This window comes from Streptomyces canus, from assembly GCF_030815415.1.
Lineage (GTDB): Bacteria > Actinomycetota > Actinomycetes > Streptomycetales > Streptomycetaceae > Streptomyces > Streptomyces canus_F.
On record NZ_JAUSWW010000001.1, the window covers coordinates 6,645,751 to 6,672,174 of the forward strand.

The 26,424-nt window shown below is 70.4% G+C and carries 24 protein-coding genes and 2 tRNA genes; 21 read left to right on the plus strand and 5 right to left on the minus strand.

Annotated features, from left to right (window positions below; translation table 11 throughout):
- Window positions 1-2 precede the first annotated feature (2 nt).
- On the minus strand, window positions 3-1,121 hold the full coding sequence (locus tag QF037_RS30710) for a M48 family metallopeptidase (protein WP_307030727.1): 1,119 nt from the start codon (window positions 1,119-1,121) through the stop codon (window positions 3-5).
- A 124-nt stretch (window positions 1,122-1,245) separates the two neighbouring features.
- Here QF037_RS30710 and QF037_RS30715 point away from each other — a divergent pair, with 124 nt between their 5' ends.
- The 7 genes from QF037_RS30715 to QF037_RS30745 all read left to right on the plus strand — a co-directional run bounded on the left by QF037_RS30715 (window position 1,246) and on the right by QF037_RS30745 (window position 5,569).
- Window positions 1,246-1,407, plus strand: coding sequence for a hypothetical protein (locus QF037_RS30715; protein WP_307030729.1), 162 nt, complete (start codon window positions 1,246-1,248; stop codon window positions 1,405-1,407).
- A 108-nt stretch (window positions 1,408-1,515) separates the two neighbouring features.
- The gene (locus tag QF037_RS30720; protein ID WP_307030731.1) at window positions 1,516-1,680 is read left to right on the plus strand and encodes a hypothetical protein; all 165 of its coding nucleotides are present in this window, start codon (window positions 1,516-1,518) and stop codon (window positions 1,678-1,680) included.
- 79 nt (window positions 1,681-1,759) lie between these two features.
- On the plus strand, window positions 1,760-2,398 hold the full coding sequence (nadD, locus tag QF037_RS30725) for a nicotinate-nucleotide adenylyltransferase (protein WP_046259936.1): 639 nt from the start codon (window positions 1,760-1,762) through the stop codon (window positions 2,396-2,398).
- 16 nt (window positions 2,399-2,414) lie between these two features.
- Window positions 2,415-4,157: an LCP family protein gene (locus QF037_RS30730; protein WP_307030733.1), complete on the plus strand. Its 1,743-nt coding sequence runs from the start codon at window positions 2,415-2,417 to the stop codon at window positions 4,155-4,157.
- A 150-nt stretch (window positions 4,158-4,307) separates the two neighbouring features.
- A complete protein-coding gene (gene rsfS, locus QF037_RS30735) occupies window positions 4,308-4,754 on the plus strand; it encodes a ribosome silencing factor (RefSeq protein WP_046259938.1) in 447 nt (148 codons plus the stop codon).
- Window positions 4,751-5,422, plus strand: coding sequence for a histidine phosphatase family protein (locus tag QF037_RS30740; RefSeq protein ID WP_373463837.1), 672 nt, complete (start codon window positions 4,751-4,753; stop codon window positions 5,420-5,422). Before rsfS ends, QF037_RS30740 begins: the two co-directional genes overlap by 4 nt.
- A gap of 74 nt (window positions 5,423-5,496) precedes the next feature.
- Window positions 5,497-5,569 (plus strand) — tRNA-Ala (locus tag QF037_RS30745).
- An 18-nt stretch (window positions 5,570-5,587) separates the two neighbouring features.
- On the opposite strand, the gene QF037_RS30750 is transcribed toward QF037_RS30745, so the two are convergent.
- On the minus strand, window positions 5,588-6,436 hold the full coding sequence (locus QF037_RS30750) for a helix-turn-helix transcriptional regulator (RefSeq protein WP_307030735.1): 849 nt from the start codon (window positions 6,434-6,436) through the stop codon (window positions 5,588-5,590).
- A gap of 214 nt (window positions 6,437-6,650) precedes the next feature.
- Here QF037_RS30750 and QF037_RS30755 point away from each other — a divergent pair, with 214 nt between their 5' ends.
- From QF037_RS30755 to QF037_RS30770, 4 genes are all read left to right on the plus strand, one after another.
- Window positions 6,651-8,009, plus strand: coding sequence for an MFS transporter (locus QF037_RS30755; protein ID WP_307030737.1), 1,359 nt, complete (start codon window positions 6,651-6,653; stop codon window positions 8,007-8,009).
- Window positions 8,010-8,078: 69 nt separating this feature from the next.
- Window positions 8,079-8,252: a hypothetical protein gene (locus tag QF037_RS30760; RefSeq protein ID WP_107080567.1), complete on the plus strand. Its 174-nt coding sequence runs from the start codon at window positions 8,079-8,081 to the stop codon at window positions 8,250-8,252.
- Between the two features lie 3 nt (window positions 8,253-8,255).
- Window positions 8,256-8,489, plus strand: a complete 234-nt coding sequence (locus QF037_RS30765) for a hypothetical protein (protein ID WP_003976229.1) — start codon at window positions 8,256-8,258, stop codon at window positions 8,487-8,489.
- Window positions 8,490-8,591: 102 nt separating this feature from the next.
- Window positions 8,592-8,664: transfer RNA gene (locus tag QF037_RS30770), tRNA-Ala, on the plus strand.
- A 125-nt stretch (window positions 8,665-8,789) separates the two neighbouring features.
- Here QF037_RS30770 and QF037_RS30775 read toward each other — a convergent pair.
- Both QF037_RS30775 and QF037_RS30780 read right to left on the minus strand, forming a co-directional pair.
- Entirely contained in the window at window positions 8,790-10,403 is a 1,614-nt protein-coding gene (locus QF037_RS30775) for an NADH-quinone oxidoreductase subunit NuoF family protein (protein WP_307030741.1), read from the minus strand.
- Window positions 10,400-11,686, minus strand: a complete 1,287-nt coding sequence (locus QF037_RS30780) for a cytochrome b/b6 domain-containing protein (RefSeq protein ID WP_307030743.1) — start codon at window positions 11,684-11,686, stop codon at window positions 10,400-10,402. Before QF037_RS30780 ends, QF037_RS30775 begins: the two co-directional genes overlap by 4 nt.
- Before the next feature lie 449 nt (window positions 11,687-12,135).
- Here QF037_RS30780 and leuS point away from each other — a divergent pair, with 449 nt between their 5' ends.
- The 9 genes from leuS (at window position 12,136) to QF037_RS30825 (ending at window position 23,665) form a co-directional block, all read left to right on the plus strand.
- Entirely contained in the window at window positions 12,136-15,009 is a 2,874-nt protein-coding gene (gene leuS / locus QF037_RS30785; RefSeq protein ID WP_307030745.1) for a leucine--tRNA ligase, read from the plus strand.
- A gap of 138 nt (window positions 15,010-15,147) precedes the next feature.
- Window positions 15,148-15,879: a hypothetical protein gene (locus QF037_RS30790; RefSeq protein ID WP_373463838.1), complete on the plus strand. Its 732-nt coding sequence runs from the start codon at window positions 15,148-15,150 to the stop codon at window positions 15,877-15,879.
- Window positions 15,880-15,951: 72 nt separating this feature from the next.
- A complete protein-coding gene (locus QF037_RS30795; RefSeq protein WP_307030749.1) occupies window positions 15,952-16,797 on the plus strand; it encodes a DegV family protein in 846 nt (281 codons plus the stop codon).
- Window positions 16,798-16,955: 158 nt separating this feature from the next.
- A complete protein-coding gene (locus QF037_RS30800; protein WP_307030751.1) occupies window positions 16,956-18,011 on the plus strand; it encodes a ComEA family DNA-binding protein in 1,056 nt (351 codons plus the stop codon).
- 44 nt (window positions 18,012-18,055) lie between these two features.
- Complete coding sequence (locus QF037_RS30805; protein WP_307030753.1) at window positions 18,056-20,770, plus strand: ComEC/Rec2 family competence protein; 2,715 nt, start codon at window positions 18,056-18,058, stop codon at window positions 20,768-20,770.
- Window positions 20,771-20,774: 4 nt separating this feature from the next.
- Window positions 20,775-21,605 carry an arylamine N-acetyltransferase family protein gene (locus QF037_RS30810; RefSeq protein ID WP_307030755.1) on the plus strand — a complete coding sequence of 277 codons (831 nt, stop codon included), beginning with the start codon at window positions 20,775-20,777 and terminating at the stop codon, window positions 21,603-21,605.
- Between the two features lie 88 nt (window positions 21,606-21,693).
- Window positions 21,694-21,939 (plus strand): hypothetical protein, encoded by a 246-nt coding sequence (locus QF037_RS30815; protein WP_307030757.1) that lies wholly within the window; start codon window positions 21,694-21,696, stop codon window positions 21,937-21,939.
- A 73-nt stretch (window positions 21,940-22,012) separates the two neighbouring features.
- Window positions 22,013-23,002: a DNA polymerase III subunit delta gene (gene holA / locus QF037_RS30820; RefSeq protein ID WP_307030759.1), complete on the plus strand. Its 990-nt coding sequence runs from the start codon at window positions 22,013-22,015 to the stop codon at window positions 23,000-23,002.
- Window positions 23,003-23,269: 267 nt separating this feature from the next.
- Window positions 23,270-23,665 carry a nuclear transport factor 2 family protein gene (locus tag QF037_RS30825; protein WP_307030761.1) on the plus strand — a complete coding sequence of 132 codons (396 nt, stop codon included), beginning with the start codon at window positions 23,270-23,272 and terminating at the stop codon, window positions 23,663-23,665.
- Between the two features lie 211 nt (window positions 23,666-23,876).
- Here QF037_RS30825 and rpsT read toward each other — a convergent pair whose 3' ends face one another.
- Complete coding sequence (gene rpsT, locus QF037_RS30830; RefSeq protein ID WP_093909403.1) at window positions 23,877-24,143, minus strand: 30S ribosomal protein S20; 267 nt, start codon at window positions 24,141-24,143, stop codon at window positions 23,877-23,879.
- 222 nt (window positions 24,144-24,365) lie between these two features.
- On the opposite strand from rpsT, the gene lepA reads away from it, so the two are divergent.
- Window positions 24,366-26,234 carry a translation elongation factor 4 gene (gene lepA, locus QF037_RS30835; protein WP_307030764.1) on the plus strand — a complete coding sequence of 623 codons (1,869 nt, stop codon included), beginning with the start codon at window positions 24,366-24,368 and terminating at the stop codon, window positions 26,232-26,234.
- The last annotated feature ends 190 nt before the right edge of the window (window positions 26,235-26,424 follow it).

Consider the following 26,424-nt stretch of genomic DNA (forward strand, 5'->3'; position numbering starts at 1 on the left):
CGTCAGTCCTCGTCTCGCGGGCGCGAGTCCGTGTCCGTCGGGGGCTCGTCGTCCCTCGTGGTCGTGGTCGTGAAGCCGCCGAAGCCTCGGCGGACGCGGCCGCCCAGGTCGCCCGCGCCGCCGGCGATGTCGCTGACCAGCTTCATCAGGGGGTCCTTGGAGCTCTTCACATTGCTCGCGTAGCTGGCCGCCGACTCACGGAAGGAGTCCGTGACCGAGGTGTCCTTGTCCTCGGTGCGCCGCGGGTAGTGGCCGTCCATGATCCGCTGGTAGTCGCGGGACTCGGCCCACTTCTTCAGCTCGGCCGCCCGCACGGTGGTGAAGGGGTGGGAACGCGGCAGCACATTGAGGATCTTCAGCACGGAGTCGCGCAGATCGCCCCCGGCCTCGTACTCCTCGGCCTGCTTCAGGAACGCGTCCACGTTCATCTCGTGCAGATGGTGGCCGCCCGCCAGCTTCATCAGACCCCGCATCGAGGCCCGCAGGTCCTGCCCCACCAGCAGCCCCGCCCGGTCCGCCGACAGCTCCGACTTGCGGAACCACTCGCGCAGCGCGGTCACGATCGCCATGATCGCGAGGTTGCCCAGCGGGATCCACGCCACCCGGATGGCGAGGCTGGTCAGGAACAGCAGGATGGTCCGGTAGACCGCGTGGCCGGACAGGGCGTGCCCCACCTCGTGCCCGACGACCGCCCGCATCTCCTCCTCGTCCAGCAGATCGACGAGGCCCGTGGTGACGACGATGATCGGCTCGTCCAGGCCGATGCACATCGCGTTCGGCTTCGGGTCCTGGCTCACGTACATCGGCGGGACCTTCTCCAGGTCCAGGATGTAACAGGCGTCCCGCAGCATGTCGTTGAGGTACGCGAACTGCTGGTCCGACACCCGTACGGAGTCGGACAGGAACATCAGCCTCAGGCTCCGCTCGGGCAGCAGCCCGCTGAGCGCCTTGAAGACCGTGTCGAACCCGCTCAGCTTCCGCAGCGCCACCAGGGCGGAGCGGTCGGCAGGGTGCTCGTACGCACGCGAGGAGATTCCGGGGAAGCGCCTGCGCTGCCTGCTCGGCACGTTCTCGTGCCCGTTCTGCTCGTGCCCGTTCTGCTCGTGTCCGTCGTCGGACATGTCTTCCCCCATGTGCGTGAGAGTGACCCTTTGCGGACCCTTGTGCGGTCCTTTGCGCCCCCGAAGCAGAGCCCAGCCTAGGCGGAGATACGGTGGACGGGCAGTACAGCGAAGGAGTCCCGTCATGGAGCACAACCCCGCGTCCGCCTGGCTCGCCGGAACCGCGGGCGCAGCCGAGCAGCAAGGGGCCGGAAACCTGCTCCGGGTCGTACTGGTCGTGATGCTGGTGGGCTGTGCCCTGACCGCGTGGTTCCTGCTGCGTGGCTACAGGCAGAAGGACGACTGAAACGGCGCGGAAGTTCCCTCGCGGCGGAGTCGGCGTGATCGGCGCGGAGCCGCCCGCTTACGATGGGCCGACATCTTTATCCCGCCCACCGGATAGGTCCTGCCGAAGATGAGCTTCCACAGCGCCGCAGCCCAGTTGGTCACCGTTGCCGCCGAGGGCGAGGAGCACGGCGGCAACCACGAGAGCCTCAACCCCCTTCTCACCGGTGGCGGCGCGTTCGTCGTCCTGATGCTCCTGCTGTGGATCACCACCCGCTTCAACCGCGACCGCTGAGGCACCCGGTGCCCATAACGGGGCACTCCGGGCCTCCTCCGACCGGCGTCCTCAGGACGGGCCGGTAGGGTCTGCACGCATGGGAGAGCAGGACATGCCTACCGGCCCGGGCAACGCCCCGTCGAACCCCGGCAAGCGCCGCCTCGGCGTCATGGGCGGAACGTTCGACCCGATCCACCACGGGCACCTCGTGGCGGCCAGTGAGGTCGCCGCGCAGTTCCACCTGGACGAGGTGGTGTTCGTGCCGACCGGGCAGCCGTGGCAGAAGAGCCACCGCAGCGTCTCGCCGGCCGAGGACCGCTACCTGATGACGGTCATCGCGACCGCCGAGAACCCGCAGTTCTCGGTGAGCCGGATCGACCTCGACCGCGGCGGTCCCACCTACACCGTGGACACCTTGCGCGACCTGCGCGCGCTCAACCCCGACACGGACCTCTTCTTCATCACCGGCGCCGACGCCCTCGCCCAGCTGCTGACCTGGCGCGACACCGAGGAGCTGTTCTCCCTGGCGCACTTCATCGGGGTCACCCGCCCCGGCCACCACCTCACGGACGCGGGTCTCCCGGAGGGCGGTGTCTCCCTCGTGGAGGTGCCCGCGCTCGCCATCTCCTCGACGGACTGCCGTGCGAGAGTCGCCAAGGGGGACCCCATCTGGTACATGGTGCCGGACGGAGTCGTGCGCTACATCGACAAGCGCGAGCTGTACCGCGGCGAGTGAGCCGAGAGGGGCACCGGTGAACGACCGATACGACGCGGGATACGGCGGCGACCACGACGACCGGTACGAGCTCGTCGGCTACGACGAGTACGGCCGGCCCATCTACCAGCCGGCCGCCCAGCAGCAGCCGCAACAGCAGCCGTACGACCCGTACGCACAACAACAGGGCTACGGCTACGACCCGTACGCGGCGGGCGGACAGCAGACAGGGCAGTACCCCGGGCAGTCGTACGACACCGGAAGCCGGCACCCCGCGCCCTCGTACGACCCGTACGACACCGGTCAGCAGGCTCCCGTGCCGCCCTACGACCCGTACGGGCACGGAGCGACACAAGGAGCGCCGGGGACGTCGTACGACCCTTACGGCCACACCGCCGCGAGCGGCCGGCAGCCCCGGGTCGCCGAGCAGACCGCCTACATCCCGCAGCAGGCCGGCCCGCCCGAGGAGACCGACGCCCCCTCCGGCGACGGCCGGACCGAACGCGACTACGCGACCGGGCAGTTCGCCTTCGTCGAGGAGCCGGACACCGACTCCGAGGACGTCATCGACTGGCTGAACTTCACCGAGAACCGCACCGAGCGGCGCGAGGAGGCCAAGCGCCGCGCCCGCAGCCGCCTCGTCGCCCTCGTCGTCGTCCTGGCGCTGACCGCGGTCGGCGGCGTCGGCTACCTCTGGTACGCCGGGAAGCTGCCCGGCCTGTCCTCCTCCGACTCCAAGACAGGCACGGCCACCTCCGCGACCGCCCAGAACCGCGACGTGATCGTCGTCCACCTGCACAACACCAAGAAGGGCGGCACCTCCACGGCGCTGCTCGTCGACAACACCACCACCCGGCAGGGCACCACGGTCCTGCTCCCCAACTCCCTCGCCGTGGCCGACGACGACGGCTCCACGACCACCCTCGCCAAGTCGGTCGAGGACGACGGCTCCTCCGGCACCCGCGAGGCCATCGACACGGTCCTCGGCACCGAGATCCAGGGCACCTGGCGTCTGGACACCCCCTACCTGCAGAACCTCGTCGACATCATCGGCAACATCGAGATCGACGCCGATGCCGACGTGCCCGACCCGGACGGAAAGAAGGGCACCGCGCCCCTGGTGAGCAAGGGCAAGGACCGGACCCTCGGCGGCAAGGCGGCCGTCGCCTACGCCACCTACCGCGCCTCCGGCGAGGCCCAGAACGCCCAGCTGGAGCGGTTCGGGCAGGTCATGCAGGGCGTGCTGCGCAAGGTGTCCTCCGACGCGCAGGGCGCCACGGTCACCGTCCAGACGCTGGCGCAGATCCTCGACCCGTCGCTCACCGACAAGGACCTCGGCACCTTCCTCGCCAAGCTCGCCGACCTCGCCAAGGGCGGCGACTACAAGACCGCCCTGCTGCCCGTCCGGACCGACGGCACGCTGAGCGCCCAGGCCAGCGACAGCGTGGTCAAGGACGTCCTCGGCGGCACGGCGAAGAGCCCCGACAAGGATGCCGCCGTCCGCGTGTCCGTCCAGAACGCCAGCGGTGTCAAGGGCAACTCCGAGAAGGCCCGCATCGTGCTCCTCAACGGCGGCTTCACCTTCCTGGAGGGCGGCACCGCGTCCGCCGCCCAGAGCGCCTCCAAGGTCGTCTACACCGACGCCGCCGACAAGGAGAACGCCACCGAGGTCGCCAAGACCCTGGGTCTGCCCACCAGCGCCGTCGCCAAGGGCAAGACCTCCTCGAACGCGAACGTCTCCGTGGTCCTCGGCCAGGACTACGAGCCCTCGGCGTCGTAACCGGCCGGGAGACCGGCGGGAACCGGGTCACGGGGCCGGGTCGCGGACGTCCGCGACCCGGCCCCACGGCGTGATCGGCAAAGGAATGGGGTGCCGTCGGCGGTCCGTGAGACCCTTGATGTCAAGTGACCGCCGACCGAAAGCCGTGTAGTGACCGCCACTGACCGCTCCATCGAGCTCATCCACACCGCCGCACAGGCGGCCGCCGACAAGCTCGCGCACGACATCATCGCCTACGACGTCAGCGACGTACTGTCGATCACGGACGCCTTCCTGCTGGCCTCCGCGCCCAACGACCGCCAGGTCAAGTCGATCGTCGACGAGATCGAGGAGCGGCTCCAGAAGGAGCTCGGCGTCAAGCCGGTGCGCCGCGAGGGCGACCGCGAGGCCCGCTGGGTCCTGCTCGACTACGTCGACATCGTCGTCCACGTCCAGCACAGCGAGGAGCGCGTCTTCTACGCCCTGGAGCGGCTGTGGAAGGACTGCCCCGAGCTCGACCTGCCCGAGGACGCCAAGGCCACCCGCGGCAAGGCCGAGGAGCACGCCAAGCTGAAGGCCGCCGAGGACGCCGAGGACCTCGGTGGTGACTGGCGGTGAGCGCCACCGGTGAAGTGACGGCAGGGCGGCCCGGCCGGGGCCGCCGCGTCATCCTGTGGCGGCACGGCCAGACCGCCTGGAACGTGGAGCGCCGCTTCCAGGGCACCACGGACGTGGAGCTCACCGAGACCGGCGTGGCCCAGGCCCGCCGGGCCGCCCGGTTGCTCGCCTCCCTGGAGCCCGACGCGATCGTCGCCTCGGACCTCAAGCGGGCCGCGAACACGGCCGGCGAGCTCGCCGCGCTCACCGGCCTCGACGTCAGCCACGACGAGGGCCTGCGCGAGACCTACGCGGGCGTCTGGCAGGGGCTGACGCATGACGAGATCATCGCCGCGCACGGTGAGGAGTACGCCGCGTGGAAGCGCGGTGAGCCGGTCCGCCGCGGTGGCGGCGAACTGGAGAGCGAGGTGGCCGACCGCGCCGCCCCCGTGGTGACCCGGCACGCCGACAAGCTCCCCGACAACGGCACGCTCGTCGTGGTCAGCCACGGCGGCACGATCCGCACCACCATCGGCCGGCTCCTCGGGCTGGAGACCCGGCACTGGGAGAGCCTCGGCGGCCTCTCCAACTGCTGCTGGTCCGTCCTCGGCGAAGGTGCCCGCGGCTGGCGTCTCCTCGAGCACAACGCCGGCACGCTGCCGGAACCGGTGCTCGGCGACGACGACTGAGCGGATTTCACTTTCTGGCAGGTCGCAGGCTAAAGTTCTTCTTGTTCGCCCCGCCGAGCGGGAAGAACCAGCAAGGGGCTATAGCTCAGTTGGTAGAGCGCCTGCATGGCATGCAGGAGGTCAGGAGTTCAATTCTCCTTAGCTCCACAGACGAAGATCCCGTCCTCACAGGGCGGGATTTTTCATTCCCGTCAACTGGGCCGTGCGCTGTGCCGTCTGCTCGTCGTCCGGCGTGTAGACGACGATCCGGCACTCCGGCATCCCATGGATCGACAGCGACAACGAGGTCATCCGCAGTTCGCCCACCGCCGGATGTCTGAAACCCTTCACCCGCCGTCCCGGCTCCGCCACGTCGCCGCTCTCCCACAGTCGGGCGAACAGCGGGCTCGCTGCGGACAGCTTGCGTATGAAGTCCTCCCAGACCGGCTCGCCGGCATGCAGCCCGTAGGCGGCGCGCAGGGTCGCGACCATCACCGGCAGCTCCGTCTCCCGGAACATCAGCGGGCAGTCCTCGTCCGGCGCGGTGAACAAGGCCCACAGGGCGTTCGGCAGGCGGCCGCTGGGCTGTCTCAGCGGTACGCCGAACAGGATCCGGTAGACCTCGTTGGCGGCCACGATGTCGAACCGGGAGTTGTAGACCACCGCCGGGCGCGGCTCCAGGGCGTCGATGATGCCCTGGACCTCCGGACCCACGGTCTGCGCGACGGCCTCCGGCGCGGAGGAGTACGGCACTTCGGCCAGGTGGTACAGATGCTCACGCTCGGGCGGATCGAGGCGCAGGGTGCGCGCCACGGCGTCCAGGACCTGCGCGGAGGCGTTGATCGGGCGGCCCTGCTCCAGCCAGGTGTACCAGGTGATCCCGACCCCCGAGAGCTGGGCGACCTCCTCGCGGCGCAGTCCCGGCGTACGGCGCCGTAAGCCCGGCGCCATCCCCACGTCCGCCGGCGTCACCCGGGCGCGCCTGGTGCGCAGAAACGCGGCCAGCTCGGGTCGGCGGCGCTGCGTCGTCCCCATCGTCACATCCCCCATCCTCGCCGCCCGGCCCGTGCCCTGCCAGGTGCTGTCAGTACCAGCATCGGTGGGCTCTCGGCACCCGTACCGCGGTGGCGTCACGCTCGACGGCATGACGACAACGCCCCGTTCCGGAGCGGGTATCGCACCCGTTCCTAGTCCTGCGATCAGTGAAACACCCGGCACTGACAACGGGTCCCGGCCGCTGCTCGCGGTCGTGCTCGCCGCCACGTTCATGGCCCTGCTCGACGTCTTCATCGTGAACGTCGCGGCTCCCACCATCGGCTCCGAACTCCACGCCTCGGGCGCCGAGTTGCAGCTGGTGGTCGCCGGATACACCATCACCTACTCCGTGTTGCTGATCACCGGTGCCCGCCTCGGCGACCGGTACGGCCACGGCCGGGTCCACCTCGTCGGGATGGGCCTGTTCACCGCCGCCTCGCTCGCCTGCGGCCTGGCGCAGGGCGCCCCGGAACTGATCGCCTTCCGGCTGGTCCAGGGCATCGGCTCGGCGGTGATGATCCCGCAGGTGCTCAGCCTCATCCAGCGGAACTTCGTCGGCGAGGCCCGGGTGAAGGCGCTGGGCGCGTACTCGGCGGTCCTCGCCGTCGGTGCCGTCGCCGGACAGATACTCGGCGGAGTCCTGGTCAGCGCCGACCTGTTCGGCACCGGCTGGCGGCCGGTGTTCCTGGTGAACGTGCCCGTGGGCGTCGTCCTCCTGATCGTCGGGCGCCGTGTGCTGCCGCGCGACCACGGCGGCGAGCGCCGGCGCGGCCTGGACCTGCCGGGCCTTGTCCTGCTCGGTGCGGCCGTGTCGCTGTTCACCGTCCCGCTGGTGCTGGGGCAGGAGGAGGACTGGCCGCTGTGGTCCTGGCCGTCGCTGGCCGCCGCCGCTGTGCTGTTCACGGTGTTCTGCGCGTACGAGGCCCGGCTCGCCCGCCGCGGCGGCGATCCGCTGATCGCGCCGAGGGTGCTGCGGCACCCGGGCATGGGCCTGGCCGTCCTGCGCATCATGGCCGTCATGGCGGTCAACGGCGGCTTCCTGTTCGTGCTCACGCTGCACGTCCAGGGCGGTCTCGGCTACAGCGCGCTGCGCGCCGGCCTGACCTTCGCGCCGACCGCGGTCGTCTTCGGCCTGGTCGGCCTGACCTGGCGGAGGTGGCCCGCGGCCTGGCAGCGCGCGCTGACGCCGGCCGGGTTCCTGATCACCGCGCTGTCCGTGGCCGGGGTCGGTCTCGCGCTCGAGGGCGGCGGTGACGGCGGGGTGTGGGCGCATGTCGCGTACGCGTGCGTGGGTGTCGGGCTCGCGCTGGCCTTCAGCCCCACGCTGACCAGGGCGCTGGCCACGGTGCGGCCCGAGGACGCGGCGGACGCCAGCGGGCTGCTCGCCACGGTCACCCAGCTCGGTCAGCTGACCGGAGTCGCCGCGTTCGGCACACTGTTCTTGAACCGGCTTGAGTCACTCGGGGCTTTCGAGGCGTATACCTCTGCGGAGGCGCTCTCGGCGTGCATGTTCGCGCTGGCCGGGACGGCGGCGGTGGGTGCCGTGTCCGGACTGGTACTGAGGCGTCGCTGACCGTATTGGTCCGGCCGTGGCAGAATCAAACGGCCGGAAGGGGGCGCGGCCCGACGGGAGGGAGCAGTGATGCCTGCGAGCATCCTCAAGGAGGTGGGCCACCTCCTTGAAGCAGCGTCGACACGGGATACGGTCACCCGGCTCACCTGCCCTTCCTGCGGTTCCCTCCATGTCGCCCAAGTCCTCGGTGACAACGGCGGGATTTCCTACGTGTGCACGGCCTGCGGCCACAGCTGGAGCTGATCGATGGGTGCACACAGGCGAAAGTGCGACTGGTGCGGCAGCGGGACGCCGATCGTGCGGGACATGGAGCCGGTCAATCCCGACTACCAGTACTGGTGCGAGGAGTGCGCGCGGGCGCTGATCATAAAAGGCGACCCGATCGAGACGTACCGTGAACTCGAGGGCGAGCCGATCTACGGCCGGCTCCTTGAGGAACACTGCACGCTCAAACGGTTCTACTCGTTCGTCACTGCGTGAGGCCCGTCGGTGGCGGGCCTCACGGAAACGATTTGGTGTTCCACCCGGGGGAGCGTGTAATGTTGGCGTCGCCGCCGGGGGAAACCCACGAGGCCAGCGCAAGGGGCTATAGCTCAGTTGGTAGAGCGCCTGCATGGCATGCAGGAGGTCAGGAGTTCAATTCTCCTTAGCTCCACAGAAAGATCCCGCCCGATCATCTGATCCGGCGGGATTCTTGCGTTTCCAGGGGCAGTTGTCCCGCGTCCCCGCTGACGACGAAGGGGGCCGCCCGATCCGGGCGGCCCCCTTCGTGATGCCGGCTCAGCGCCCCAGTGCGCGGCGGCCGCGGCCCTGGGAGAGGACGGGGAGGTTGCGGGACGCGCTGTTGTCGCGCGGGGCCGCCTCCTCGAGGCGCAGGGCGAGGGCGGGGCAGCGGCGGACCGCGCGGAGCGCCTTCGCCTCGGCGTAACGCGGCACCTGGGCCTGGGCGACGGTGGGGAAGCCGTCGGCGCCGAGTTCGAAGACCTCCGGGAGGATGTCGGCGCACAGGCCGTGGCCGCGGCACAGCGTCCAGTCGACGTAGATCTTCTGGCGGCTGGGGCCGTTCTCCTCGGCGGCGGCGCCACCCGGGAGGCCCGCGGGCGTCACGCCGCCCTCGAAGAGCGGCAGAACGCCCTCCACGGGCCGTCCGCAGCCATTGCCGAGGACATGCGCGGCGAGGTCGTCGGTGAACGCCTTGATGGTCGACTCCAGGAACATCGCGGAGCCGTCCGGGTGCGAGCACGCGCCGCGCCGCTTCACGTTCTTGGCGACCTGCTTGAGGGCCTCCAGGGCGGCCGGGCCGCCGCCGTTGAGGATGTCCTCCAGGCCGCGCGCGGCGGCCGGCAGACCGAGGTAGCAGGGACCGCACTGCCCCGCGCTCTCCTCGGCCAGCCACTTCGCCACCATCAGCGACTCGCCCAGCGGGCAGGTCTCCTGACTGATCGGCAGGATCGCGCCCGCGCCGAGCGCACCGCCCACCGCGTCCAGCGAGTTGCGCGAGACGACCGCCTCGTTGACCGTCGCGGCGTCGATCCACTTGCCGTGGTAGCCGCCGGTCAGCACGCCCTGCGGGACCGGCGGGGCGCCGGCGAGCTGCAGGATGTAGCGCAGCGGCACGCCGGTGGGGGCCTCGATCACCATGGGGCGGGCGACCGCGCCGGAGACCGTGAGCATGACGGTGCCCGGCTCGTCGTACAGGCCGGTGTTGCCGTAGCGCTCCGGGCCGATGCGGGCGGCGATCGCCAGCTGCGCGAACGTCTCCGCGTTCGACAGCAGGGTGGGCGCGCCGCCGACGCCGTTCTGCGAGGCGCTGACCTTGCGGCCGGGCGGGATCGCCGGACCGCCGTCGATGGAGCGGATCAGCGAGGCCGCCGCTCCGGTGACCATACGGACGGGATTGCGCTGCACGCGCGCGCGGAGCGCCGACCGGCGGCCGTTGCTGAGGCCGCGTTCGGCGAGCGCGGCCTCCATGGACCGCTGGGTGGACTCCCGGGTGACCCCCACCACGAGCGTGCGCGCACCCAGGGCCTCGGCGACCAGCAGGGCGCCGTCCAGGATGAGGTGCGGGGCACGGTTGATGAGCACCGTGTCCTTGCGGCAGGCCGGTTCGTCCTCGCTGCCGTTGACGACGACGACCGGGCGCACACCGCGCTTGATGGCCGCCTCGGCGACCGAGCGCAGTTTCTTGTGGAAGGGGAAGCCCGCGCCGCCGCGGCCCTTCAGGTTGATGTTCTCGGCCAGCTTCGCGAGTTGTTCGCCGCCCAGGGGTTCGAGCGGCCCGTGCACCTTCAGGTGCATGGGCAGGTCAAGTCTTTCGACAAGGTCGAAGCCCGACGTGAGCTGAGGAAGACCGACCACGCGGACTTCTGGGACGTCGGGCAGGGCCTCGTTCACCTATAGCCTCCGGAAGGCATGTTCCAAGGTTCGCCCGAGCCCGGTGTGTCGAAGTCATACGAATCACCGGGCGATGGATCAGTGGCGGGACCGCTGTTGTACGTGTCGTTCGGGTAGTACGCGCCGGACAAGTTGTTCGACTCACCGGTGTCGTACACATCACTCGTGCCGTATCCGGATGTGTCCGTATTGCGGTAGGTCGGGATGTTGTATCCGGTGTCCTGGAGTGGGTCGTAGGCCGACGGAGGTGCCTCGCCGACCGGCGGGGGCGACGGGATCGGCCAGCTGCCCGAGGTGCTGCCGCCGGTGTCGTAGCGCGGGATCGCCTCCGTGGGCTGCATGTCCATCGGCAGGTCCATGCGGGCGGTCTGGTCGGCGCCGTAGGACGGCTGCTGCGGGATGCGCGGGGTCGGTGTGACGGCGCGGTAAGCGGCCGCGAAGCCGTTCGCGGGCTCGGGGGCGGGCGGCGCGGGGGCCTCGTAGGACGGGGCCGTACGCGACTGCCCCGCGCGCTTGTTCTCGTAGCCCGGCAGGGCGGACGCGGTCTCCGCGTTCCTGGCACGGCTCGCGTCCAGCTCCTCGCGGCCCGGCCGCTCCCCGGTGCCCAGGACGGCCTGGATCCGGTCGGCGACCTTGCGCTTGATCGGGCGGGGCGCCGCGCGCAGGGCGAGTGCGCCGATGACGCCGGCCAGCGAGAGGCTGTAGAGGATCACGAAGATCGGCTTGGCCTCGCGGCCCGAGTACAGGCCGTGGACCAGGGCGAAGCACCAGGCCGGGTAGGCCAGCATGTGCATGGCGCGCCAGCGGGCGGCGACTGGGGCCGGGGAGGCGAACTGGCTGCGCAGGGCGCCGGTGATGCCCACGAAGATCATCAGCAGGCCGGCCAGTGATCCCAGGCCGATCAGGCCGGCGCTGCCGGTGACGCCGAGTGAGAACGGGATGATCGCCGAGATCAGCGATGTGTGGTCGAGGGCGACCTTCGTGGTGATGTGCAGCAGCAGGAACGCGATCGAGCCGACCGCCGTCGTCCGGTGCACCGCCTGGCCGATGATCCGCTGTTGCGGATTGAGGAAGATCCGGTCCTGGGCGACCAGGCCCCAGATCACCGAGCAGGTGAGGCAGACGAGGGAGAGCACGCCCGCGCCGAAGTTCAGGAAGTCGCGGACCCTTTCACCTCCGACCAGTACGAACACGGGTATGAAAAGCAGGACGACAGCCGACACCACGCCATAGGCCGAGCGGCCTGTCCTGGGGAGCGAGCTGTTACTACGACGAGCGTTCATGGGGGCAACTCCGAGCAGTTCGGGAAAGCGGTCCCGCTGCCGCACTCTAAGTGGAGCCATACCGATCGGTACGAGGTTTGAGTTATTGCGTTGTTACCAAAGGACTATGCGGTTGTTGTGATGTCCTTTACTAGTCGTTACGCGAAGTAACTTTTGACTCTTGTTCAGTTCTAGGCGGGTGATGTTGGAGTGCTCTGCGGGGTTGGAGCGAACGGCACCCGGTGCCGAAGAGGCATACGTAAGCGCGTCGCGGCTTGCTCAACGGCTGCGGTACTCTGACGCCATGCGTGCCGTACGCCTTCTGCTTAGCGGGCCGCGCTGATCAGTCCCGACCGCCGGGCGAACCGGGTGGGTCGGAATCGGCGCGGCGTCCCCTCCTGTGCGAGGGGATTTTTCGTTTCCTGAACGACACAGCCGCTGGCAGAGACGATCGATGGAGCTTAAGGATCATGAGCGAGACGAACCCCGCTGCCGAGGTGGCCGCGCCGCACCGCTACACGGCCGCCGTGGCGGCCGAGATCGAGGCACGCTGGCAGGACTTCTGGGACGTCGAGGGCACGTACGCCGCGCCGAACCCCAAAGGTGACCTGGCCGGTGACCCGGAGCTGGTCGCCAAGCCCAAGAAGTTCATCATGGACATGTTCCCGTACCCCTCCGGTGCGGGTCTGCACGTCGGCCACCCCCTGGGCTACATCGCGACCGACGTCTACGCCCGGTTCCAGCGGATGACCGGCCACAACGTCCTGCACACCCTGGGCTTCGACGCCTTCGGCCTGCCCGCCGAGCAGTACGCCGTGCAGACCGGCACGCACCCGCGTGTCTCCACCGAGGCCAACATCGAGAACATGAAGGTCCAGCTGCGCCGGCTGGGTCTGGGCCACGACAATCGCCGGTCGTTCGCCACGATCGACCCGGAGTACTACAAGTGGACCCAGTGGATCTTCCTGCAGATCTTCAACTCCTGGTACGACGACGAGGCGAAGAAGGCCCGCCCGATCTCCTCGCTGATCGCCCAGTTCGAGACCGGTGAGCGCGCCGTACCGGGACACACACGCGCGTGGAACGAGCTGACCGCCGCCGAGCGGGCCGACGTCCTGGGCGAGTTCCGCCTGGCCTACGCCTCCGACGCCCCGGTCAACTGGTGCCCCGGGCTGGGCACCGTACTGGCCAACGAGGAAGTCACCGCCGACGGCCGCTCCGAGCGCGGCAACTTCCCCGTCTTCAAGGCCAAGCTGCGCCAGTGGAACATGCGCATCACCGCCTACGCCGACCGGCTGCTGGACGACCTGGACGCGCTGGACTGGCCCGAGGCCATCAAGCTGCAGCAGCGCAACTGGATCGGCCGCTCCGAGGGCGCCCGCGTCGACTTCCCCATCGACGGCGAGAACATCACCGTCTTCACCACGCGCCCGGACACCCTGTTCGGCGCCACCTACATGGTGCTGGCGCCCGAACACCCGCTGGTCGAGAAGTTCACGCCGCAGGAGTGGCCCGAAGGCACCCACGACGTGTGGACCGGCGGTCACGCGACCCCGGCCGAGGCCGTCGCCGCCTACCGCGCGCAGGCCGCCTCCAAGTCCGACGTGGAGCGACAGGCCGAGGCCAAGGACAAGACCGGCGTCTTCATCGGCTCGTACGCCACCAACCCGGTCAACGGCGACCGGATCCCGGTCTTCATCGCCGACTACGTCCTGATGGGCTACGGCACCGGCGCGATCATGGCCGTCCCGGCGGGCGACCAGCGCGACTTCGAGTTCGCGCGCGCCTTCGAGCTGCCGATCCACTGCATCGTCGAGCCGACGGACGGCCGGGGCACCGACACCTCCACGTGGGAGAACGCCTTCGCGTCCTACGACGCGAAGATCATCAACTCCAGCGGTGAGGGTGTCTCCCTGGACGGCCTGGGCGTCGTCGAGGCCAAGGCGCGCATCACCGAGTGGCTGGAGCGCTCCGGCGTCGGTGAGGGCACCGTCAACTTCCGGCTGCGCGACTGGCTGTTCAGCCGGCAGCGCTACTGGGGCGAGCCCTTCCCGATCGTCTACGACGAGGACGGCATCGCCCACTCCCTGCCCGAGTCGATGCTGCCGCTGGAGCTGCCCGAGGTCGAGGACTACTCGCCGCGCACCTTCGACCCGGACGACGCCGACACCTCTCCCGAGACGCCGCTGTCGCGCAACGCGGACTGGGTGAACGTCACCCTGGACCTGGGCGACGGGCGCGGTCCGCGCGCGTACCGCCGTGAGACCAACACCATGCCCAACTGGGCCGGTTCCTGTTGGTACGAACTGCGCTACCTGGACCCGCACAACAGCGAGCAGCTGGTCGACCCGGAGATCGAGCAGTACTGGATGGGCCCGCGCGAGGGCCAGCCGCACGGCGGTGTCGACCTGTACGTCGGCGGCGCCGAGCACGCCGTGCTGCACCTGCTGTACGCGCGCTTCTGGTCCAAGGTGCTGTTCGACCTGGGCCACGTCTCCTCCGTGGAGCCGTTCCACAAGCTGTTCAACCAGGGCATGATCCAGGCCTTCGTCTACCGCGACAGCCGTGGCATCGCGGTGCCGGCCGCCGAGGTGGAGGAGCGCGACGGCGCGTACTACTACCAGGGCGAGAAGGTCTCCCGGCTGCTGGGCAAGATGGGCAAGTCCCTGAAGAACGCCGTCACTCCGGACGAGATCTGCGAGGAGTACGGCGCCGACACCCTGCGCCTGTACGAGATGGCCATGGGCCCGCTGGACGTCTCCCGGCCGTGGGACACGCGCGCGGTGGTCGGCCAGTTCCGGCTGCTGCAGCGGCTGTGGCGCAACGTCGTCGACGAGGCGACCGGCTCGCTGGTGGTGACCGACGCCGAGCCCGACGAGGACACCCTGCGCGCCCTGCACAAGGCCATCGACGGCGTGCGTCAGGACCTGGACGGGATGCGGTTCAACACCGCCATCGCCAAGGTCACCGAGCTGAACAACCACCTGACCAAGGCGGGCGGCCCGGTGCCCCGCTCGGTCGCCGAGTCGCTGGTGCTGCTGGTCGCGCCGCTGGCCCCGCACATCGCCGAGGAGCTGTGGCGCAAGCTGGGTCACACGGACTCGGTCGTCCACCAGGACTTCCCGGTCGCCGACCCGGCGTACGTCGTGGACGAGACCGTGACCTGCGTGGTGCAGATCAAGGGCAAGGTCAAGGCCCGTCTGGAGGTGTCCCCGGCCATCTCCGACGAGGAGCTGGAGAAGGTGGCGCTGGCCGACGACAAGGTCGTGGCGGCGCTGGACGGGGCGGGGATCCGCAAGGTGATCGTGCGCGCGCCGAAGCTGGTGAACATCGTTCCGTCGTGAGCCACGGCGCCCCCTAGGGGTTCCGTACGGGCAGGTTCGGGGTTCTTCCGGAACTCCGCGCCTGCCCGTTGCGTTTACCGTTGAAGAGCGGCGCGGAGCATCGCGTCCGGTCCAAGGAGGAGCATCGTGGAGGCACTGATGGCGATAGTCGCTCTGCTTTTCGTGCTCTTCCTGGTGCTCGGCGCCTACGCCACGGTGAAGGTGGTCGGCGCGGCCAAGCGCGGCGTGGACCGCACCATCACCCAGGCCCGCCGCACGGTCGAGGACCACACACTGCGGGCCAAGTCCTTCGCCCAGCCCGGCGCGGCGGGCGAACTGGCGCAACTGCGGCTGAAGCTGCGCACCTCCATGCGCGCCACCCAGGACGCCCTGCACGCGGGCGTGGCCGAGGACGAGTCCCTCAAGGAGTCCCTCGCCCTCTTCCAGCGGCTCAGCGCCCACGGACACGAACTGGACGCCGAACTCAGGCGCCTGGAGTCCGAACCGGACCGGGCGACGCTCGCCGAGCGACTGCCGGGGCTGCGCGAGCGGACCGAGCAGATCACGCACTCCGCGGACTCACTGCGCTGGGCGGCCCGGGACCGCGCCCGCCGCTTCGCGGACGACGACCTGGACTCGCTGAGCTCCCAGATCGACATGGAGGCCGGCGCGCTGCGGCACTGGACGACAGCGGAGCCGACCGAGCCCGCGCAGTCCCCGCCCCCGTGGCCCGAGGCACCCGTCGCCGACGCCACCACGGCCCGGCAGACCTGGCCGGAGACACCGAAGTCACGCACCGCCGACGAACCGACCCGGCCCGCCATCACCCCGCCGGCACAGCGCCCCGCGTACCCCTGGCAGAAGAAGCCCCGTCCCGAGAGCACGACTTGATCCGGTCAAGGCTGTTCCAGGTGACAGGGGTCGGGCTGCCGCCCTGGCGCTACGGCAGGTAACCTCCAGCTCATGTCCCGCCATGTCGCGATCGTCACCGATTCAACGGCCTACCTGCCGCAGCGGACGATGGAGCGCCACGGCATCACCGCGGTGCCCCTGACCGTCGTCCTCGGCGACCAGGCCCTCGAAGAGGGCACCGAGATCTCGACCCGATCCCTGGCCCAGGCACTGCAGAAGCGGCGCCCGGTCACCACCTCGCGCCCCAGCCCCCAGCTCTTCGCGGAGACCTACCGGCGGGTCGCGGAGTCCGGCGCGACCGGCATCGTCTCCCTGCACCTGTCCGCCGAGCTCTCCGGCACCTACGACGCCGCGGTCCTCGCGGCGCGCGAGGCACCGGTGCCGGTACGGGTCGTGGACACCGGGATGATCGCGATGGCCCTCGGTTTCTGCGCCCTCGCGGCGGCGGAGGTGGCCGAGGCGGGCGGCACGGTGGACGAGGCCGTCACCGCCGCGGAGAAGCGGGCCGCCGGGACGTCCGCCTTCTTCTACGTCGACACTCTCGACTATCTGCGCCGCGGCGGCCGGATCGGCGCCGCACAGGCACTCCTCGGCTCCGCGCTCGCGGTCAAGCCGCTGCTCCAGTTGCAGGGCGGGCGGATCGAACCGCTGGAGAAGGTGCGCACGGCGTCGAAGGCGATCGCCCGCCTCGAGGAGATCGTGGCCGACCGGGCGGGCAGCGCGCAGGTCGACATCGCAGTTCATCATCTCGCCGCCCCCGACCGAGCGTCGGCACTGGCGGACCGGCTGCGGGCGCGGGTGCCGGGGCTGGCGGATCTGCATGTCAGTGAGGTCGGTGCGGTGATCGGGGCGCATACGGGGCCCGGGCTGTTGGGGACCGTGGTCTCGCCGCGGTGAGGCGGTGACGCGAAGGTGCGGTGACGCCGTCATCGAAGGCTGTGGGCGGGTGGTCGGCTGCCACTCGTGAGGGTGGCGGAGTTATCCACAACCGGGGTGGCGTCCCCGGGAATTGAGCAAGATCATCGCGAGCGTGCCGGGTGCCCGATCCTCGTCGCATGGCACTTCGATCACGTTCACGCACAGCGACTCCGACCAGCGGGCCGGGCCGTGGGCCTGCCTCCGACGTCCGTACCCGTCACCACCAACACCACCACCGGACGCCACGGGGTCGGCACCGGTACGCCTCGGCCGAGGAACTCCGTCGGCGTGCGGAGGTCATGTTCGCCGATCGCGTCGGGGAGCGACGCGAGGCGGGGACGGGGCCGCCGGGCCTCGACGGGGGTGGTGTGCCCGGTGCGGAAGCCGACGGAATCGGCGCGGACACGGACTTCGGCCCTGACGCCGGGCCGGCACCGGTGGACTGGGCTGATGTCCCTCCTACGACGGGCGACCGGCGAGTGCGGGCCGGGCTGGCTCTGCGGGAGCGGATGCCGGTGTGGTTGCAGACCAGGTGCGGCCTGGAGCGGCGGAGCGTGGTCGCGCTGGCGGTGGTGCTCGTCGTCGCCGCGGGCTTCGCCGTGCAGCACTTCTGGGCGGGGCGGACGCAGGCGGTGCGCCCACCCGAAGTCGTGGCCGCCCCCTTCGCGGAGCGGAGTGAGCAGGCCGGTCCCGGAGCTTCGGCCGGTGCGCCGAACGCGGTGGGCTCGCCCGTGGCCGAGATCGTGGTGGACGTCAGTGGCAAGGTCCGCGAGCCCGGCGTCCACCGGCTCCCCGCGGGTTCGCGCGTCGCCGACGCACTGCGCGCGGCCGGTGGGGTGCGGTCCGGTACGGACACCGAGGGGCTCAACCGTGCTCGCTTCCTCGTGGACGGCGAGCAGGTCGTGGTCGGCGGCCCTGCCGCGCCCGGGGCCGGCCAGGGCGGGCCGGCGGGCGGCGGTCCGGTCGGTTCCGCCGGATCCGTGCCGGGAGCGGGACCCGCTGCCCCGGTCCCCCTCAACACGGCCACCGTGGACCAACTGGACACCCTGCCGGGGGTCGGCCCGGTCCTGGCCCAGCACATCGTCGACTACCGCACCCAGCACGGCGGCTTCCGCTCGGTGGACGAACTGCGCGAGGTCAACGGCATCGGAGAACGGCGCTTCGCCGATCTGCGGAATCTCGTACGGCCATGAGTCACGTACCCGAGGGTCAGCCCTCCTCCCCATCCCCACCCCCGATGCCCCGGTCTCGCCGAGCCGTGCACGCCGCCTCCGGCACACGGCTCGGGGACGCCAACCCCCGCCAGGAAGGGCCGGCCGACCTACGACTCGTCCCACCCGCGCTCGCCGCCTGGGCGACGGCGGCGCTGACGCTGGACGCCGCGCCCGAGTGGATCACCGGGATCGCCGTCCTGTGCCTGGTGGCGGCAGGTGTGCTGCTGCTGACCCGGGGACGTGCGGGGCCACGGGTCCCCGTCGCCGCCGCGCTGCTCTGCGTCGCCGCGGCCGCCGTCTCGGCCGGACTGCACGGAGCCGATCTGCGCCGTGGGCCCGTACCCGGGCTGGCGCGGGAGTACGCGACCGCGACCGCCGAGATCGAGGTCACCTCCGATCCCCGGCTCACCCGGCCGAGGGTCCAGGGAGACCGTCCGGCGCCGACCTCCGTGCTGATCAAGGGTGAGGTGCGGCGGGTGGAGAAGGCGGGCGGGGCGGTGGTGGACACGCGGACACCGGTGCTGGTGATGGTCGACGTGACAGGGACCGGAGGGAGTGCGGACGGAGGGGCCGGGGCGCCGACGGCGGGTTCGGGAGGTCGAGGGAGTCCGAGTGCCGTTGCCCGGGGCGGAGAGGGAGGCGTGGATCGTTCCGGCGGGGCGGTGAACGGGGGCGGATCTGGCCTCGGGGCGGCAGGTGGGGGCGGCTTCGCCGACGGATCGAAAGGGGGGAGTCCCTTCGCCGACCGGGCGGCGGGTGGTGGCGGCTCCTTGGTCGGCGGGCCCGGTTCCTCGCCCTGGCTGCGGTTGCTGCCCTCCACACGGTTCCGTGTCTCCGCGCGGCTGGCGCCGGTGATGGTGGGCGGGGACAGGGTCGCGGCCGTGGTGCGGGTGCGGGGGCAGCGGGCGCCGGAGGTCGTGGCGGGGCCGTCGGGGGTGCAGCGGTTCGCCGGGCGGTTGCGGGGCGGGCTGCGGGAGGCCACCGACGGGCTGCCCGGAGATGCGCGGGCGCTGCTGCCCGGGTTCGTCGTCGGGGACACCTCGCGGATCACCCCGGACCTGGACGAGGCGTTCAAGGAGACCGACCTCGCGCATACGCTCGCCGTCTCCGGGAGCAACCTCACGATCATCCTGGCCCTGCTCATCGGGCCGCCAGGACTGGCCCAGCGCGTAGAGCGCCGGGGGCTCGCACCCCGGCTCGGCATCCCCCTGCGGACGACGGCGCTGCTCGGCGGGGCGCTCACGCTCACCTTCGTCGTCGTGTGCCGACCGGACCCGAGCGTGCTGCGGGCCGCGGCCTGCGGAACCGTGGTCCTGCTCGCCCTGGCGACCGGGCGCCGCAGGTCGCTGATCCCGGCGCTGGCGACGGCCGTCCTGCTGCTGGTGCTGTACGACCCCTGGCTGGCCCGGAGTTACGGATTCCTGCTGTCCGTGCTGGCCACCGGGGCCCTGCTCACGCTCGCGCCCCGCTGGAGCGCGGCCCTGCGAGCGCGGCGGGTGCCGCCGCGGCTGGCCGAGGCGCTGGCCGCCGCGGGTGCCGCGCAAGCCCTGTGCGCGCCGGTCGTCGCGGTGCTGTCGGCGCGGGTCAGCCTGGTGGCGGTGCCGTGCAATCTGCTCGTGGAGTTCGCCGTGGCGCCGGCCACCGTGCTGGGCTTCGCCGCGCTGGCCACGGCACCCCTGGTGATGCCGGTCGCCAAGGCACTGGCCTGGTGCGCGAGTTGGCCCGCGGGATGGATCGCGGACGTCGCCCGTACCGGGGCGTCCCTGCCCGGCGCCGGGATCGACTGGCCCGGCAGCTGGACCGGCGCGGTCCTGCTCGCCCTGGTCACGGTGGCCGTGGTGACGGCCGGGCGGCGGCTGTCGCGGCATCCCGCGTGGTGCGGGGTCTGCGGAGTACTGCTCCTGCTGGTGGTGGTGCAGCCGCCGCCGCTGGCCCGCGTGATCACCGGGTGGCCGCCGCCCGGCTGGCGGCTGGTGATGTGCGATGTGGGGCAGGGGGACGCGACCGTGCTCGCGGCGGGCGACGGTACCGGTGTGGTGGTGGACGCGGGGCCCGATCCGACGCTCGTCGACCGGTGTCTGCGCACCCTCGGCATCACCAGGATCCCGCTGGTCGTGCTGACCCACTTCCACGCCGACCACGTGGCAGGGCTGCCCGGCGTGCTGCGCGGGCGGAGCGTGGGGGCGATCGAGACGACCGGGTTCGAGGAACCGGTGGACCAGGTGGAGTTCGTACGGCGGCAGGCGGCGCGGCAGCGGATTCCGCTCACCCGTGCCGTGGCGGGGGAGCGACGGCGCACCGGGGCGCTGGACTGGGAGGTGGTGTGGCCGCCGCCGACCGGGGGAGCTCCGGCCCTCTCGACGGAACCGGAAGGGCCGAACGACGCCAGCGTCGCCCTCCTCGTGCGGTCGGGCGGACTGCGGTTCCTGCTCCTCGGCGATCTCGAACCCCCGGCCCAGCGGGCTCTGTTGAGATCCCCGGCGGGCGCGCTGCTGGGTGGCGTAGACGTCCTCAAAGTCGCCCACCACGGCTCGGCCTACCAGGATCCGGAACTGATACGCAGAGCGGCTCCGCGGCTGGCGCTCATCTCGGTGGGGAGGGACAACACATACGGACATCCGGCCCCCGGCACGGTCGCGGCGCTGCGGGCCCACGGGGCGATGGTGCTGCGGACGGACGAGGACGGGGCGCTGGCGGTCCTGGGAACGGGTGAGTCGATACGGGTGGCGGGAGACTGAGGGCATGAATTCCGCACAGGTTGATGCCTATCTCCGCCGCCTCGGTGCCGAGCACCCGGCGTGGCCCACCGCGGACGTCCTGCGCGAGCTGCAACTGCGCCATCTGCAGACCGTGCCCTTCGAGAACCTGTCGATCCATCTCGGCGAGGAGATCGTGCTGGAGGAGAAACGGCTGCTGGACAAGGTGGTGGGGGCGCGAAGGGGCGGGTTCTGCTACGAACTCAACGGTTGCTTCGGGGCGTTGCTCGCCGCGCTGGGCTTCGAGGTGACACTGCTCGCGGCCCGGGTGTACGGGGAGGAGGAGCGCCTCGGCATCCCCTACGACCATCTCGCCCTGCGGGTGCGGACGGTGGACGGGGGCGACTGGCTGGCCGACGTCGGCTTCGGGGCGCACAGCCACCATCCCCTGGCGATGGGGGCGCGGGGGGAACAGGTGGACCCCGGGGGCACGTTCCGGATCGTCGAGGCCGGGGCGGACGCGGCCGGGGTGCGGGGCGGGCACGTGGGGGCGGAGACGGCCGACCTGGACGTCGTCATGGGCGGCAAGCCCCAGTACCGCCTGGAGGTACGGCCCCGGGTGCTCGGTGACTTCGTGGCGGGCGCCTGGTGGCACAGCACCTCGCCGGCCTCGCACTTCACACGGTCGCCAGTGTGTTCGCGGGTGACGGAGGACGGCGGCAGGATCACGCTCAGCGGGCGCAGCTTCACGGTGACGGGGGCGGACGGGACCCGCGAGGTGCGGGAGCTGGGGACGGACGAGGAGGTGCTGGGGGTGTACCGGGAGCGGTTCGGGGTGGAGCTCGATCGGGTGCCGGTGGCGCGGAAGACGGGGTGAGGTGGATGGGCCGGGACAGCGGGGCAGGTCCTGGTGGTCGTGGGCTGAGCTGGGGTTCGAGGCTATCCGGGTGCCGGACAATGGCTGGGTGAGCGATGTGAGACATGTGCTGGTGCTGCCTGATCGGGATGCCGCGGCGGAGGTGGCGGAGGCGCTCAGGGAGCGGTTCGGGGTGGCTGAGGAGCCCCGCATCGTCCGCGACGCGCTGGCCGGGGAGGACGACGCCGAGGACGCGCAGTGGCTCGTTGTGCTGCGGGACGAGGACGGACGGCTGGATCCCGGGACGCTGGACGAGTTCGCGGGGGAGTGGGACGGGTGGCGGGAGGAGCCGTAGGGGTGGGGCTGCCCGTCGGGCTCGTGCGGTGGGCGGGGCTCGCTGTCAGTGGCCCGTGCCATGCTTGTCGACGATGGCAAAGAAGAGTGCGAACGACGACCCCCTTGCCCCGCTGACGCTGGCCGTGGGGCAGGAGGACCTGCTGCTCGACCGTGCCGTGCGGGAGGTGGTGGCCGCCGCGAAGGCCGCTGACGCCGACACGGACGTACGGGATCTGAACCCGGAACAGTTGCAGCCCGGCACTCTCGCCGAGTTGACCAGTCCGTCGCTCTTCGCGGAGCGCAAGGTCGTGGTCGTACGCAATGCGCAGGATCTGTCGGCCGACACCGTGAAGGACGTGAAGGCGTACCTCTCGGCCCCCGCCGAGGAGATCACGCTCGTGCTGCTGCATGCCGGCGGGCTGAAGGGCAAGGGGTTGCTCGACGCCGCGCGGAAGGTGGGGGCGCGGGAGATCGCCTGTCCCAAGATGACCAAGCCGGCGGATCGGCTGGCCTTCGTGCGGCAGGAGTTCCGGGCGACCGGGCGGTCCGCCACACCCGAGGCCTGTCAGGTGCTCGTCGATGCGATCGGGAGTGAACTGCGGGAGCTGGCGTCGGCCGTGTCGCAGCTGGTCGCCGATGTCGAGGGGACGATCGACGAGGCGATCGTGGGGCGGTACTACACCGGGCGGGCCGAGGCGTCGAGCTTCACCGTCGCCGACCGGGCGGTCGAGGGGCGGGCGGCGGAGGCGCTGGAGGCGTTGCGCTGGTCGTTGGCCACGGGGGTGGCGCCGGTGATGATCACGAGTGCGTTGGCTCAGGGGGTGCGGGCGATCGGGAAGCTGTCGTCGGCTCGGGGTGGGCGGCCGGCGGATCTCGCGCGGGAGCTGGGGATGCCGCCGTGGAAGATCGATCGGGTGCGGCAGCAGATGCGGGGGTGGACGCCGGATGGGGTCGCTGTGGCGTTGCAGGCCGTTGCCGAGGCGGATGCGGGGGTGAAGGGCGGGGGGGACGATCCTGGGTACGCCCTGGAGAAGGCGGTCGTGGTGATTGCTCGGGCGGCGCGGTCGCGAGGGCGGGGGTAGCGGGCCTCGCTGAGGTTCGTCCGTGGCCGGCGTCGGGCTGTTTTCGCCCCCGCCGCCCCTACCCGTCCCGTCCTCCAGGGGCGCTGCCCCTTCGACCCCGTTCCTGGGGGCTGCGCCCCCAGACCCCCGTCGGCCCCGAAAGGGCCTCGTCCTCAAACGCCGGACGGGCTGTAGTTGCCTATATCGGCGTGACGGCGGGCTTCTCCCGGAGGACAATCAGGTCCATCAGCCGTATATCGCCGAAGCAACGGGAAGGTGGCGGTTGCCATGGCTGAACACCCGCACGCTGTGCTCGTCCGCAAGGGCTACGAGGCCTTTCAGCGCGGTGACATGGACGCCTTGCGTGGTCTGATGACCGCGGACTGTACGCAGCATGTGCCCGGTAGTCACCCGCTCTCGGGGGACTACAAGGGACAGGACGCCATCATCGAGATGTACGGCCGGCTGTTCGAGGAGACCAACGGCACGATGAGCGCCGAGCTGCGCAGCCTCCTCGTCGACGGTCGCGGCCATGTCGTCGCACTGCACCACTTCACCGCGGAACGCAACGGGAAGCGGCTGGAGGAAGACGGCTGCATCGTCTTCCGGATCGTGGGAGACAAGGTCACCGATCTCGACGAGTGTGTCGAGGACATCGACAGGGCCGACGACTTCTGGTCGTGACAGCGCATGCGAAGGCCCATGCCGAAGGCCCCGGCTTCCGCCCTGGGGAAGGGCGGGCTCCGGGGCCTTCGGACCAAGCTTTCGAGCTCATACCCGCGTGGCGAACGCAGGCCGCGTACGAGCTCTGGGTGCCGGGTGGGAGCGGATGAGAGAGGGCCCGCTCTGGGTCCTTCCGGCAGTCAGATCAAAAAGATCAGATCAGATAGAGGTGTCAGCCCTTGAGGGAAGCGACCTTCGAAGCAAGCGCCGACTTCTTGTTGGCGGCCTGGTTCTTGTGGATGACGCCCTTGGCGACGGCCTTGTCGAGCTGACGCGCAGCAGCGCGCTGGTACTCGGTGGCCTTCTCGGTGTCACCCGCGGCAGCGGCCTCACGGGCCTTGCGGATGGCGGTCTTCAGGGAGGACTTGACGGCCTTGTTGCGCAGCCGAGCCTTCTCGTTGGTCTTGATCCGCTTGATCTGGGACTTGATGTTCGCCACTGATTGAGCCTTTTCAGGTTCAGGCACGGGACCACAAGGGACCCGGGCCAGGTGATTTCTTGGGGTGTGCCTCGTGCTGAGAGGGCAGGAGACACAGCCACCCACAGTACCAGTGGGCCGACCGACGGCCCAAAACGGCCTCCGGTCGCCGCCCATGGGACCATGGAGCCTACGTATCGATCCGACCCGAGGCACAAGGCGCCTCAAGAGACAGGACCCTGCGTGCCCGCGACCCCTAACAATGTGCCCGAGCCGAGCCGTACCGACCCGGCTCTGATCCGCAATTTCTGCATCATCGCGCACATCGACCACGGCAAGTCCACGCTCGCCGACCGCATGCTCCAGCTGACCGGAGTGGTCGATCAGCGCCAGATGCGTGCTCAGTACCTCGACCGCATGGACATCGAGCGTGAGCGTGGCATCACGATCAAGTCCCAGGCAGTCCGACTGCCCTGGGCCCCGACCGAGGACCCGGGCAAGACCCACATCCTCAACATGATCGACACCCCGGGGCACGTGGACTTCACGTACGAGGTGTCCCGGTCGCTGGCCGCCTGTGAGGGCACCGTCCTCCTGGTCGACGCCGCCCAGGGCATCGAGGCCCAGACTCTCGCCAACCTGTACCTGGCGATGGAGAACGACCTCAAGATCATCCCCGTACTGAACAAGATCGACCTGCCGGCCGCCCAGCCGGAGAAGTTCTCCGAGGAGCTCGCCAACCTCATCGGCTGCCAGCCCGAGGACGTGCTCAAGGTCTCGGCGAAGACCGGTGTCGGCGTGGACGCGCTGCTCGACCGTGTGGTCCGGGACGTGCCGGCGCCGGTCGGCGTCAAGGATGCCCCCGCCCGCGCGATGATCTTCGACTCGGTCTACGACTCCTACCGGGGCGTCGTCACCTACGTCCGTGTCATCGACGGCCAGCTCAACAAGCGCGAGCGCATCAGGATGATGTCGACCGGCGCCACCCACGAGCTCCTCGAGATCGGCGTCTCGGCCCCCGAGATGACACCGGCCGACGGCATCGGCGTCGGCGAGGTGGGCTACATCATCACCGGCGTGAAGGACGTCCGTCAGTCCAAGGTCGGTGACACGATCACCAGCAAGGACAAGGGCGCCACCGAGGCCCTCGGCGGGTACAAGGACCCCAAGCCGATGGTCTTCTCGGGCCTGTATCCGCTGGACGGCTCCGACTACCCCGAGCTGCGCGACGCCCTCGACAAGCTCCAGCTCAACGACGCCGCGCTGGTCTACGAGCCGGAGACCTCCGCGGCCCTCGGCTTCGGCTTCCGCGTCGGCTTCCTCGGGCTGCTGCACCTCGACGTCATCCGTGAGCGCCTGGAGCGCGAGTTCAACCTCGAACTCATCGCCACCGCGCCCAACGTGGTCTACCGCGTGATCATGGAGGACGGGAAGGAGCACACGGTCACCAACCCGAGCGAGTTCCCCGAGGGCAAGATCGACAAGGTCTTCGAGCCGGTCGTCCGGGCCACGATCCTCGCTCCCAGCGAGTTCATCGGCTCGATCATGGAGCTCTGCCAGACCCGTCGCGGCACCCTCCTCGGCATGGACTACCTCTCCGAGGACCGCGTCGAGATCCGCTACACGCTCCCGCTCGCCGAGATCGTCTTCGACTTCTTCGACAACCTGAAGTCCAAGACCCGTGGCTACGCCTCCCTGGACTACGAGCCCACCGGCGAGCAGGACGCCCAGCTGGTGAAGGTCGACATCCTGCTCCACGGCGACCGGGTCGACGCCTTCTCCGCCGTCACCCACCGGGACGCCGCCTACGCGTACGGCGTACGGCTCGTCGCCAAGCTGCGCGAGCTGATCCCGCGGCAGGCCTTCGAGATCCCCATCCAGGCCGCCATCGGCTCCCGGGTCATCGCCCGCGAGACCATCCGCGCCATCCGCAAGGACGTCCTCGCCAAGTGCTACGGCGGTGACATCTCCCGTAAGCGGAAGCTGCTGGAGAAGCAGAAGGAGGGCAAGAAGCGGATGAAGATGGTGGGCTCTGTGGAGGTTCCGCAGGAGGCCTTTATCGCCGTGCTGAGCAGCGACGACAACGCGGGTTCCGGCAAGGGCAAGAAGTAGCGTCGTTTTCCCGTGAAAACAGGGGCCTGTCGCGGGTGAGAGCGACGGGCCCCTACGCGTGCGTAGTGTCGCGCTCTGTAGGAAGTGACAGGCCGCCGCCCCTTACATCGGCGTCGGTCGCGTTCTACTCTGATCTCCACTCGATAGTTACTCGTGAGTTAAACAACACCCCTCGAGTCACCAGCCGCAC